At 71.4% G+C, this 12,855-nt stretch carries 9 protein-coding genes; all 9 read left to right on the forward strand.

Annotated elements, in window-relative coordinates; genetic code table 11:
* The 9 genes from IE325_RS07910 (at position 1) to IE325_RS07950 (ending at position 12,771) form a co-directional block, all read left to right on the forward strand.
* Complete coding sequence (locus tag IE325_RS07910) at positions 1 to 891, forward strand: carbohydrate ABC transporter permease (protein WP_190068994.1); 891 nt, start codon at positions 1 to 3, stop codon at positions 889 to 891.
* 7 nt (positions 892 to 898) lie between these two features.
* Complete coding sequence (locus IE325_RS07915; protein WP_190068995.1) at positions 899 to 2,164, forward strand: 6-phospho-beta-glucosidase; 1,266 nt, start codon at positions 899 to 901, stop codon at positions 2,162 to 2,164.
* Positions 2,161 to 3,126, forward strand: a complete 966-nt coding sequence (locus IE325_RS07920; RefSeq protein WP_190068996.1) for an N-acetylglucosamine kinase — start codon at positions 2,161 to 2,163, stop codon at positions 3,124 to 3,126. Before IE325_RS07915 ends, IE325_RS07920 begins: the two co-directional genes overlap by 4 nt.
* 237 nt (positions 3,127 to 3,363) lie before the next feature.
* The gene (locus tag IE325_RS07925; protein WP_190068997.1) at positions 3,364 to 4,806 is read left to right on the forward strand and encodes a GlnX family signal transduction membrane protein; all 1,443 of its coding nucleotides are present in this window, start codon (positions 3,364 to 3,366) and stop codon (positions 4,804 to 4,806) included.
* Positions 4,807 to 4,835: 29 nt separating this feature from the next.
* Complete coding sequence (locus IE325_RS07930; protein ID WP_229911705.1) at positions 4,836 to 5,915, forward strand: glutamate ABC transporter substrate-binding protein; 1,080 nt, start codon at positions 4,836 to 4,838, stop codon at positions 5,913 to 5,915.
* 47 nt (positions 5,916 to 5,962) lie between these two features.
* A complete protein-coding gene (locus IE325_RS07935) occupies positions 5,963 to 7,288 on the forward strand; it encodes a hypothetical protein (RefSeq protein ID WP_190068999.1) in 1,326 nt (441 codons plus the stop codon).
* A 28-nt stretch (positions 7,289 to 7,316) separates the two neighbouring features.
* Complete coding sequence (locus IE325_RS07940) at positions 7,317 to 9,818, forward strand: serine/threonine-protein kinase (RefSeq protein ID WP_190069000.1); 2,502 nt, start codon at positions 7,317 to 7,319, stop codon at positions 9,816 to 9,818.
* Between the two features lie 3 nt (positions 9,819 to 9,821).
* Positions 9,822 to 11,321: a PP2C family protein-serine/threonine phosphatase gene (locus IE325_RS07945; RefSeq protein ID WP_190069001.1), complete on the forward strand. Its 1,500-nt coding sequence runs from the start codon at positions 9,822 to 9,824 to the stop codon at positions 11,319 to 11,321.
* Positions 11,322 to 11,424: 103 nt separating this feature from the next.
* Positions 11,425 to 12,771, forward strand: a complete 1,347-nt coding sequence (locus IE325_RS07950) for a vWA domain-containing protein (RefSeq protein WP_190069002.1) — start codon at positions 11,425 to 11,427, stop codon at positions 12,769 to 12,771.
* Positions 12,772 to 12,855 lie beyond the last annotated feature (84 nt).

Here is a 12,855-nt window from a genome sequence, read left to right on the forward strand (position 1 = left end):
ATGACCCAAGTGCTCGACAAACCGGTGCAGTTGGGAAACCCAACAGTCGCCGAGCGCACCGCCCGCCGCAGGGCGCTCCTGGAGTGGATAGCGGTCCACTCCCTCGGCGTCGCCGCCGCGCTGTTCTTCACCCTGCCCTTCGTGTTCGTCGTCCTGACCTCGCTGATGAGCGACCAGCAGGCACTCACCCGCGATCTGATTCCGGACACCTGGGAATGGGGCAACTACACCAAGGTCTTCGACACCCCAGGCTTCCTGACCTGGTGGAAGAACACCCTGATCTACGCCGGCCTCGGCACCGTCCTCACCGTCGTGTCGTCGATCCCGGTGGCGTACGCGCTCGCCAAGTTCCGCTTCCGCGGCCGGAATCTGTCCCTGATGCTGGTGATCTCGATGATGATGCTGCCGCCCCAGGTGGTCATCATCCCGATGTACCTGTTCTGGGCGAAGCAGCTGGACCTCTCGGGCACCCTGTGGCCGCTGATCATCCCGATGGCGTTCGGGGACGCGTTCTCGATCTTCCTGCTCCGCCAGTTCCTGATGACGATCCCGAACGAGTACCTGGACGCGGCGAGGGTGGACGGCTGCGGCGAACTGCGCACGCTCCTTCGGGTCGTCCTCCCCATGGCGAAGCCGGGCATAGCCGCGGTGGCCCTCTTCCAGTTCTTCTACGCGTGGAACGACTACTTCGGGCCCCAGATCTACGCGTCCGAGAACCCAGGCGCCTGGACGCTGTCCTACGGCCTGGAGTCGTTCAAGGGCGCCCATCACACCGACTGGAACCTGACCATGGCCGCGACCGTGCTGGTCATGGCCCCCGTGATCCTCGTGTTCTTCTTCGCCCAGAAGGCGTTCGTCGAAGGCGTCACGCTCACCGGAGTAAAGGGTTGATGCACGCATGAAACTCACCGTGGTCGGCGGAGGCTCGACCTACACACCCGAACTCGTCGACGGCTTCGCCCGCCTCCGGGACACCCTCCCCATAGAGGAACTGGTCCTGATGGACCCGGCTGAGGACCGCCTGGAGCTGGTCGGCGGACTGGCCCGCCGTATCTTCGCCCGGCAGGCCCACAACGGCACCATCACCACCACCACGGACCTGGACCGGGCCGTGGACGGCGCCGACGCGGTCCTCCTCCAGCTCCGTGTGGGCGGCCAGGCGGCCCGTGAGCAGGACGAGACCTGGCCCCTGGAGTGCGGCTGCGTGGGCCAGGAGACGACGGGCGCGGGCGGCCTGGCGAAGGCCCTGCGCACGGTCCCGATCGTCCTCGACATCGCCGAACGCGTCCGCCGCGCCAACCCCACCGCCTGGATCATCGACTTCACCAACCCGGTCGGCATCGTGACCCGGGCCCTGCTCCAGGAGGGCCACAAGGCGGTCGGCCTGTGCAATGTGGCGATCGGCTTCCAGCGGAAGTTCGCCGCCCTGCTGGGCGTCTCCCCCTCCGACGTCCACCTCGACCATGTGGGCCTCAACCACCTCACCTGGGAGACCGGGGTGCGCCTGGGCGGCCCCGAGGGCGAGAACGTCCTGCCGAAGCTCCTGGCCGACCACGGCGACCGGATCGCCGCGGACCTGCACCTCCCACGCGCACTCCTGGACCGCCTGGGCGTCGTCCCGTCCTACTACCTGCGCTACTACTACGCACACGACGAGGTGGTGCGCGAACTACGGACCAAACCGTCCCGCGCCGCGGAAGTGGCCGAAATGGAAAGAAAGTTGCTCACCCTATACGCGGACCCGTCCCTGGACGCGAAGCCGGAACTCCTCGCCAAGCGGGGCGGCGCCTACTACTCGGAGGCGGCCGTGGATCTGGCGGCGGCGCTGCTGAACGGGGCGGGCAGCCCGTACCAGGTGGCGAACACGTACAACAAGGGCACGCTTCCGTTCCTCCCCGACGACGCGGTGATCGAGGTGCAGGCCGCGGTGGGCAGGAAGGGCCCCGTCCCGCTGCCGGTGCCGAGCCCGGACCCCCTGTACGCGGGTCTGATGGCCCAGGTGACGGCGTACGAGGACCTGGCCCTGGAGGCGGCGCTGCGCGGCGGCCGTGACCGCGTCTTCAAGGCGCTGCTCTCGCACCCCCTCATCGGCCAGTACGAATACGCGGAGAAGCTGACCGACCGACTGATCGCACACAACCGGGAGCACCTCGCGTGGGCATGACCGCACGTGTCCTCGCCATCGACGCGGGCAACAGCAAGACCGACGTGGCGGTGGTGGCCGGCGACGGAACCGTCCTGGCCACCGCCCGCGGCGGGGGGTTCAGGCCACCCGCGGTGGGTGTGGAGACGGCGATGGACACACTCGCCGAGGCCGTTGAGGAAACCTTCGCGGCGGCGGACGTGACATCCGTCGACCATGTCTCCGCGTGCCTGGCCAACGCCGACCTCCCGGTCGAGGAGGAGACCCTGGCGGCCACGCTGCACGCACGCGCGTGGGGCACGGCGGTCGAGGTCCGCAACGACACCTTCGCGATCCTGCGGGCGGGCGTGACCGAACCCCGGGGCGTGGCCGTCGTCTGCGGCGCCGGCATCAACTGCGTGGGCATGCGCCCCGACGGCCGCACCGCCCGCTTCCCCGCGCTGGGCCGTATCTCCGGTGACTGGGGCGGTGGCTGGGGTCTGGCCGAGGAGGCGCTGTGGCACGCCGCACGCGCGGAGGACGGCCGCGGCCCGGCGACGTCCCTCGCGCACGCCCTCCCCGCCCACTTCGGCCTTCCCACCATGTACGCCCTGATCGAGGCCCTGCATCTGGGGCATGTCGAGGAGCTCCGCCGCCATGAGCTGACGCCGGTCCTGTTCGGCACGGCGGCGGACGGTGATCCGGTCGCCCGCGCGATCGTGGACCGGCTGGCCGACGAGGTGGTGACGATGGCGACGGTCGCGCTGAGCCGCCTCGATCTGCTGGAGGAGGAGACGCCGGTGCTGCTCGGCGGTGGTGTGCTGGCGGCCCGCCACCCCCGACTGATCGACGGCATCCGTGACTTGCTCGCGTCCCGGGCGCCCAAGGCGGTCCCGGAGGTGGTCACGGCGAGCCCGGTGCTGGGAGCGGCGCTGCTGGGCCTGGACGCGGTCGCCGCGCCGCCGGACGTGCACACCCGCCTCCGCCGCCACTTCGGGGGCTGATTCCGCCAAGGGCGAGGCTCCGCGGGAGCCTCGCCCACCCCGAACTCGCCCCGAACCCGCCTCGAACTCGGCCTCGAACCTGGAACCGAACCGATTCCCCCGGCGTATTCATGGGCAGGGGGTGGTGCAGGGCGTGTTCCGGCGCTGCGATCCGATCAAGATCGAGTGAAGGCCGGTGCGGATGTCAGTCCCGGCAGCGATACTTGCCGCGACGGATGGCCATGGGGGAGGTCAGCAGTGACACAGACACCGAAGAGCAGCACAGCGCCACCACCACCGGGTCACGACCCGGTGCACGGCACCCCCACCATGCCGTCCGTCCCCCCGCAGGCCTCCCGTCCGACCGCGCCCGCCGCACCCCGCCGCACCGCCTTCGCCGAGGGTTTCGACGAGCTCCGGGCCGCCGCCACCACAGAGCCCGGTCGGCTGCGCATCATCGGCGCCCTTCTCGCCCTGCTCGTCGTCGCGTTCGGGGCCATCGCCGCCTGGCAGATGACCGAGCGCGCGGCCGCCGCCGACGACGTGCTCAACCGCAGCCAGCCCCTCACGTCCGACGCGGCCGACATCTACCGCTCCCTCGCGGACGCCAACACCGCGGCGGCCAGCGGCTATCTCGCCGGCCTGCAGGAGAAGCCCGCCATGCGCGAGGGCTACGAGTCGGACATCCGCACGGCCGCCGAGAAACTCGTCACCGCCGCCGCCAACTCCGAACCGGGCTCCACCTCCGCGGACACGATCGCCGAACTCAGCAGGCTCCTCCCGGAGTACAAGGGCCTGGTCGAGACCGCGCGGGCCAACAACCGCCAGGGCTACCCCGTCGGCGGCGCCTATCTGCGCGCCGCGAACGAGATGATGCAGAAGAAGATGCTGCCGGCGGCCCAGAAGCTCCACGAGACCGAGAACCAGCGTCTGAGCGACGACTACGCCGACGCGAAGTCCTTCCCCTGGGCGGCCGTGGGCCTCGGCGTCCTCGCCCTGGCCGCCCTCGGCTGGGCCCAGCACCGCAACTACCAGCGCACGAACCGGGTCCTGAACCACGGCCTCGTCACCGCCACGGCCGCCTCCACCGTGGTCCTGCTCTGGCTCGCCGTGAGCCACACCGTCGCCCGCGCGGGCCTCAACGACTCCTACGAGCACGGCGTCCGCTCGCTGAACGTGCTGCATGAAGCCCGTATCGCCTCCCTCACCGCCCGCAGCGACGAGAACCTCGCCCTGGTCCGCCGCGGCGCGGACACCAAGGCACTCGCCGACGACAAGGTCGTGGACGCCTACGAGTGGGGCTACGACCAGGAGATCGACGCGCTCGGCAAGGCGCTCACCCGGGCCGAGGGCCTCGCCGACGACACCGCGGGCAAGAAGCCCGTGCAGGACGCGAACAGCTTCATGAAGGTCTGGAAGGACCGCCACACCGCGGCCCGCGACGACAACGACTCGGGCAACTACCAAGCCGCCCGCGACCGCGTCATCGGCGCCGCCAAGGAGCCGACGAGTGTGTGCTTCGACAATGTCGACAAGGCGCTGGCGACGGCGCTGACCCATGAGAAGACCGAGTTCAAGCAGGCCGCGGGCGACGGCCGTGACTCGCTGACCGGCCTCCCGACCGGCGCCGCCGTCCTCGCGGTGCTGGGCGCGGCCGGCGCGGTCCTCGGCATCGGCCGCAGGCTGTCGGAATACCGATGACCGGAGTACAGGTGGAAGGGGGCACGACGATGAACGCAAGCGACACCTCGGTTCGCCTCGGGGGCGCGGTCCGCGCATGGCGACGCCTCCGGGCCGGCCTGCGCGGCTGGGGCGGCGTGGGCGCGATGGCGGTCCTGTGCGCGATGGCCCTGGCCTTCGTTCTCCTGCTCCCCCTGTCCCAGCAGCCCGTCGGCACCGACGGTCATACGGCCCCCGCCGGCCACCGCGTCAGCCAGGGCACCCAGGCCGAGGCCGAGGAGTGCGAGAACCCGCAGGACCAGAGCCTCTCCCCGTCCGATGGCGGCGGTGACACCCCGGTCCTGGACGCCATCAAGGACCGTAAGGACCGCAGGCTGATCGTCGGCGTCGACACCAACAGCTACCGCTGGGGCTATCTCGACCCGAACAACGCCTCCGGGGCGCTGGAGGGCTTCGACATCGACCTGGTGCACCGGATCGCCGAGGACATCCTCGGTGACCGTGACGCGGTGCAGTTCAAGGCGATCCCGACCAGCCGCCGCATCGAGGCGATCCAGAAGGGCGAGGTCGACATGGTGGTGCGCACCATGACGATCAACTGCGACCGCATCGGCCAAGTCGCCTTCTCCGCCCCGTACTTCGTCACCGGCCAGCAGGTCCTCGCCCCCAAGACCTCGAAGATCACCGGGTTCGACAAGAGCCTCGCCGGAAAGAAGGTCTGCTCGGCGGAGGGCTCCACGGCCTACGACAATCTGGAGGCGGGCCTCGCGGACAAGGACCTCCCGGCGTCCACCGACATCTCCACCACCGTCCCCAACCAGCTCGACTGTCTGGTGAAGTTGCAGCTCGGCGACGTCGACGCGGTCGTGACCGACGGCGCCCTCGCCGCCAGCCAGGCCGCGCAGGACCCCACGGTCGAACTGAAGGGCGGCCTGTTCACCGACGAGTACTACGGCGTGGCGATGAAACTGGGCTCGGACGATCTGGTACGCCAGGTCAACCGGACGCTGGAGAACTACATCAAGGACGGCGGCTGGAAGGCGTCGTACGAGGAATGGCTGCGTCCGACCATGGACCAGGGCGACAAGAAGTCGGCGTCGGCGACACCGCCCGCGGCCAAGTACAAGTGACCGACCACTGAGACAGACCAGGACCACAACGCAGCGAGAGGTGATCGATGGGCGTCACGGACCCCGCCGGGCCGGTGATGGACCGGGACGAGGTGGACCGTGCGCTGGCGCGGCTCGGCGCGGAGCACGAGGCGATCGAGACCTCGCTCCTCGCCCTGCAGGACCACGCGGGCCGCAGACTTCTCGAGGGCGCGGAGCTCACCGGTGTCACCAGGGAGCGCTGGACGGCCGCGGAGGCGTCGATCACGCTGCTGTGGGCGTACTTCGACGCGTACACCGACGCGCTGCGCTCGGCCCGCGAGATCCGCTCCCGGCGCCGCTGGTCCAGCCGGGACGACCTGGTGGAGCTGACGGAGCTGCTGCGCGGTGAGTCGGTGACGGTGGCCGGATCGGCGACCGCGACCGCCAACGCCCCTACCCTGCAGGGCGCTTCGAGCAAGCTGAGCGAACAGTTCTCGCTGGTCACCCTGGTGGACCGGATGAACGAGCTGTACGCGACATCGCTGGACATGGTGGTCGCCGCGGACGCGGTGTGGTCGGCGCTGCCCGCGCGGATCGATTTACTCGCCGCGGAACTCCAGCGCACCCGCCGCCTCGCGCACTCCGTCGGCGTACGCCCCGGTGAGCACCCGGCGGGCGACGACCTGGAGCGCATCACACGCACGCTCACCAACCTGCGGGCGGAAGTGATCTCGGACCCGCTCGCGTACTGGCTCCCCACCCAGGGGAGTTCGGCGCCGGGCGGTGGCAGGCCCGACACCACGGTCTACGACCGCGAGGCGCGCGCCCTGGAGGACGTACGCCGGGAGATCGACGCCGTTCTGACGGTCCGCCAGGACGCCGAGCAGCGCCTGGTCAAGCTGCGGGACGTGCTCTCCCGCGCGGACCGTACGCTCGCCGAGGCCCGCACCGCGCGCGGCGAGGTGCTGGCGAAGATCGCCGCGACGGAGGTGCCGGTGGTCAGCGGCCCGCCGACCGTGCTGCAGGAGCAGCTGGCGACGGCCGCCGAGTACCGCAGACACGCCCAGTGGCACCGCCTGTCCCCGCTCCTGGAATCTCTGGAGCAGAAGGCGGACGACGAACTGCTGCGCGCCCGCGAGTCATTGACCGCGGTCACCGCGCCCCTGGCGGTCCGCGCGGAGCTGCGCGGCCGCCTCGACGCGTACAAGGCGAAGGTCGCCCGCCACGGCCTCGCGGAGGACTCGTTCCTCATCGAGCGCTACGACGCGGCCCGCCGCATGCTCTGGAGCGCCCCCTGCGACCTGCGCGTCGCCGAACAGGCGGTCCTGCGCTACCAGCAGGCGGCGGCCGAACTCCTCGGCGGCGGACGGGTACCGGGGCCGCGCGGGCCGGAGGATCGCGGGGGAGCATGAGCATGATGCACAGGGGGGAGTCGTCGTCATGAGTCAGGCACAGCAGCCCTGTCAGCGACCGGACTGCGGCGGGGCGTACGAGGACATGGGCGGCGGCGAGCTGTACTGCGACACCTGCGGTCTCGCCCCGGTCGTCTCGGCGAGCGGCATGGTCGGTTCGCCGCCCACCGGGGTGACGGGCGGGGGCAGGGGCGGGCGCGGTTCGGGCAGTGACAGTTCGCGTTCCACCGGCCGCGGGAGTTCGCGTACGTCGTCGCAGTCGTCGAAGTCCCGGCGCTCGGTGTCGGGACGGCTGTCGCGCGCGCTGTCGGGCCGGTCCACGGGCCGCTCGGTGTCGGTGCGCAGCTCCGGTTCGAACGCCGGCTCCAGTGGGCGCGGGCGGCTCGGCGTCGGTCTGGTGCAGGTCCCGGACGTGCCGCGGCCGGACCCGCGCGAGATGGTCCTGGAGAACCCGGAGGTGCCCGAGCGCAAGCGTTTCTGCTCGCGTTCGGACTGCGGCGCGCCGGTCGGCCGGGCGCGCGGGGAGCGGCCGGGGCGCACGGAGGGCTTCTGCACCAAGTGCGGGCACCCGTATTCCTTCGTGCCGAAGCTGAAGTCCGGGGACGTCGTGCACGGCCAGTACGAGGTCGTGGGCTGTCTGGCGCACGGCGGGCTCGGCTGGATCTATCTCGCCGTGGACCGCGCGGTCTCCGACCGCTGGGTGGTACTCAAGGGCCTCCTCGACACCGGCGACCAGGACGCGATGGCGGCGGCGATCTCCGAGCGGCGCTTCCTCGCGGAGATCGAGCACGCCAACATCGTGCGGATCTACAACTTCGTCGAGCACCTCGACCAGCGCACCGGCTCCCTCGACGGCTACATCGTCATGGAGTACGTCGGCGGCAAGTCCCTGAAGGAGATCGCGAACGCCCGCCGCACGGAGACCGGGCGGCGCGACCCGCTGCCGGTCGAGCAGGCGTGCGCGTACGGCATCGAGGCCCTGGAGGCGCTCGGCCATCTGCACAGCCGCAACCTCCTGTACTGCGACTTCAAGGTCGACAACGCCATCCAGACCGAGGACCAGCTCAAGCTGATCGACATGGGCGCGGTGCGCAGGATGGACGACGAGGAGTCGGCCATCTACGGCACGGTGGGCTACCAGGCGCCGGAGGTCGCGGACGTCGGCCCGTCGGTCGCCTCCGACCTGTACACGGTCGCGCGCACCCTGGCCGTGCTGTCCTTCGACTTCCAGGGCTACACGAACGTCTACGTCGACTCGCTGCCCGACCCCGACAACATCGAGGTCTTCCACCAGTACGAGTCCTTCTACCGCCTCCTGGTCCGCGCCACCGACCCCGACCCGGCCCGCCGCTTCGCCTCCGCGCAGGAGATGACCGAGCAGCTGACGGGCGTGCTGCGCGAGGTCGTGTCCCTGCAGTCGGGGCGGGCCAGGCCGTCGCTGTCGACCCTGTTCGGGCCCGAAGTGCGGGTGACGGACACGGAGTTGTTCCCCAAGCTGAACGGGGAGGTCTCACGGCTGGGGGCACGCGTGGCGCCCGCGCGGAAGCAGCTCACCGCCACCGCCGCACCGGAGGCCGCCCCCGGCATCGTCAGGCCCGCCGACGCCTCCGTCGCCGCCCTGGCCCTGCCGGTCCCCCATGTCGACCCCTCCGACCCCAACGCCGGTTTCCTCGCGGGCCTGATGACCACCGCCGCGGCCGAACTGCTCGGCGCGCTGGCCGCCGCGCCCGCGCCGTCGACCGAGACCCGGCTGAGGCAGGTGCGGGCCTGGCTGGAGAACGGCGACACCACCACGGCGCACGAGACGCTGCTGAAACTGGAGGACGAGCGGCCCGACGACTGGCGGGTCGTCTGGTACCGGGGTGTGGCCGCGCTGGTCACCGGCGACCATGAGGGCGCCGCACTCGCCTTCGACGCGATCTACGACGCCTTCCCCGGCGAGCCCGCGCCCAAGCTGGCCCTCGGCCTGTGCGCGGAGGTGCTGGGCCAGTTGGACAACGCCGCCGAGTACTACCGCCTGGTGTGGTCCACCGACCCCAGCTATGTCAGCGCCGCCTTCGGCCTCGCGCGCGTGCAGCTCGCGACCGGCGACCGCCGCGGCGCCGTGGCTACCCTGGAGTCGGTGCCGGAGAGCTCCATCCACTACACCGCCGCCCGCGTGGCGGCGGTCCGCGCCCGGCTGCGTCAACGCACGGCGGCCGCCTCCGACGTACCGTTCCTGGACGACCTGACCGCCGCCGCGGGGCAGGTGGAAGCACTGGAGGCGTACGGCCTGGACCCGGCGCGCCGGGAACAGTTGTCGGCGGAAGTCCTCGGCTGCGCGCTGGACTGGATACTCTCCGGGGGCCAGGGTTCCGTCCCTCCCGCCGCCGGAGGACGGACGCTGCTCGGCAGCGGCCTGGACGAGCGGGGCCTGCGTTTCGGTCTGGAGCGTTCGTACCGCATGCTGGCCCGGCTCGCACGGGGCGGCGAGGAGAGGATCGACCTGGTGGAACGTGCCAACCGTTACCGCCCCCGGACGTGGGTGTAGTTGATGTCGCAGATGCCCCAGTTGTCCGCCTGCCCGAGCTGCGAATGGCCGCTCGAGTCGGGTGACCGTTTCTGCGGTGCGTGTGGATACGACCTGTCCGCCGTGCCCGTACGGCCGGACGACCACCCCACCATCGCCCTGAACGGCTCGACGCCGCCCCCCGCCCCGGGCACGCCCGGCACGGACTGGCCCGTCGCCCCCGTCCCCGGCGTCCCCGCGCCGGCGCATCTGCCGGCGGACCTCCAGGCCACGGACCCCGGCGGCCGCCCCCTGCCCCCGGGCACACCCCCGCCGCCCCCGCAGTCACCACCACCCGCCGCACCGGTGCCGCCGGCGGCGCACAGCCCCGAGCTGCCGCCGCCGACCCCGACCGAGCCCGGCTTCCCGACCGCCGGCCCCCAGGTGCCGCCGCCCGCCCCGGCCCCCGGCCAGCTCGCGCAGCCCCCCGCCGCTCCCCCGGCCCCGACCGGCTCCCCGGTCTCCCCGGCGTCCGGCGTGCGGTTCGACCGTCCGCAGGAGCCCGAGGAGTACGCCTTGCAGGCCCCCGACCCCCGTGTCGCCACCGATCTGCCGACCCCGCCCGAGGGCACCAAGGTGTGCGTGGCCTGCCGCGCGGGCCGGGTCGACCACGACGGTTACTGCGAGAACTGCGGGCACGCCCAGCCCCGCGAGCGCGACCACATGGAGCAGGACGCGGGCCCCGTCGCCGCCGTCAGCGACCGCGGTCTGCGCCACCACCGCAACGAGGACGCGTTCGCCATCGGCGGCACCACGCTGCCCGACGGCCGCCCCGCGGTGCTCGCGGTGGTCTGCGACGGCGTGTCCTCGGCGACCCGCCCCGACGACGCCTCGATGGCCGCCTCCCGCGCCGCGAACGAGTCGCTGCTGACCGCCCTGCCGCGCGGCGCGCACCCGCAGCAGGCCATGCACGACGCGATCCTCGCCGCCTCGAACGCGGTGAACGCGCTGGCCAGCGAGCCGGCCACGATCCGCGAGCAGGGGCCCCACCAGAACGCCCCGGCCTGCACCTTCGTCGGCGCCGTGGTCACCGCCGGTCTGCTGGTCGTCGGCTGGGTCGGCGACAGCCGCGCCTACTGGGTCCCGGTGGACCGCAGCACTCCCCCGGCCCGGCTCACCGAGGACGACTCCTGGGCCGCGCAGATGGTCGCCGCGGGCCTGATGAACGAGGCGGAGGCGTACGCCGATGAGCGCGCCCACGCCATCACGGGCTGGCTCGGCGCCGACGCCTATGAACTGGAGCCGCACACCGCGTCCTTCAAGCCGGACCGGCCCGGTGTGGTGATCGTGTGCACGGACGGGCTGTGGAACTACGCGGAGGCGGCCGAGGACATGGCCGACGTCGTGCCCCTCGACGCCGCCGCGCGCCCCCTGCACAGCGCCCAGGTACTGGTCGGTCACGCGCTCGACGGCGGGGGCCACGACAACGTAACAGTGGCCGTCCTGCCGTTCCCGGCGCCGCCGATGGGGGCAGGATCGGCCTGAGGCCGACTGCGGGGACGGCCAGGACGGCCTCATCGGACCGGAGGGGACCGGTCCGTCCGCAGCAATGGCCCCACTTTGGGGTTTTAGGGGGATTTGAGAACGTATGGCCAATTTCTCGAAATCAAACGTGCCGCAGTTCTCGGTGGACGTGTACCAGAACGAGTACCTGCCCGAGGGCGGTCGCGACGTCAACGCGATCGTCACGGTGACGTCGACCGGCGGCGGCACGGTCGGCAGCGCGGTCGCCGCGCCGCATCTGTACTCGCCGGGGCAGGGCCCGTCCGCGGCGGTGGCGATCATGGTCGACTGCTCGGGCTCGATGGACTACCCGCCGACCAAGATGCGCAACGCCCGCGACGCCACTGCCGCCGCGATCGACACCCTGCGCGACGGTGTGCACTTCGCGGTGATCGGCGGCACGCATGTGGCCAAGGAGGTGTATCCGGGCGGCGGGCGCCTCGCCGTGGCCGACGCCGCCACCCGCGACCAGGCCAAGCAGGCGCTGCGTCGGCTCAGCGCGGGCGGCGGCACCGCGATCGGCACCTGGCTGCGTCTCGCCGACCGGCTGCTGTCCTCGGACGACGTCGCCATCCGGCACGGCATCCTGCTCACCGACGGCCGCAATGAACACGAGTCGCCGGAGGACCTCAAGGCGGCGCTGGACGCGTGCGCCGGGCGCTTCACCTGTGATGCCCGTGGCGTGGGCACGGACTGGGAAGTGAAAGAAGTCACAGGGATCGCCTCCGCCCTGCTCGGCAGCGCCGACATCGTCGCCGACCCGGCCGCTCTGTCCGCCGACTTCACGCGGATGATGGAGACGGCGATGGGCAAGGAGGTCGCGGACGTAGCGCTGCGACTGTGGACTCCGGTCGGCACGAAGGTCAAGTTCGTCAAGCAAGTCGCGCCCACGGTCGAGGAGTTGAGCGACCGCCGCACCGAGGCCGGCCCGCGCGCCGGTGACTACCCCACGGGTTCCTGGGGCGACGAGTCCCGTGACTACCACGTTTGCGTCGAGGTCCCGGCCGCCGACCTCGGCCAGGAGATGCTCGCCGCCCGGGTCTCCCTGGTCGTTCCGCAACCCGACGGGACCGCCGGGAACTTGGGCGCGCAGGGTCTCGTACGGGCCGTATGGACCGACGACATGGTCGCCTCCACCTCGATCAACCCTCAGGTCGCCCACTACACCGGTCAGGCAGAACTGGCACAAGCCATCCAACAAGGTTTGGATCTGCGCAAAGCGGGCGATATGGACGGAGCAACGGCCAAACTGGGCCGCGCTGTTCAGCTCGCAAGCGCTTCCGGAAATGCGGATACCGCGAAACTCCTTGCGAAGGTGGTGGACGTGGTCGACGCCGCGACGGGTACTGTGCGACTGAAGGCGAAGGTCGCGGAGGCCGACGAGATGACTCTCGAGACACGGTCTACAAAGACTGTTCGTGTAAAGAAGTGACTCAGAACTGACGCAGCAGGACCCTGAAAAGAACGAGCCTGACCCCTTGGGGTTGGAGAAATCCGGTCGGAAGCGGCCGGACAG

Origin of the sequence: Streptomyces lanatus (assembly GCF_014655715.1) — a bacterium.
GTDB lineage: Bacteria > Actinomycetota > Actinomycetes > Streptomycetales > Streptomycetaceae > Streptomyces > Streptomyces lanatus.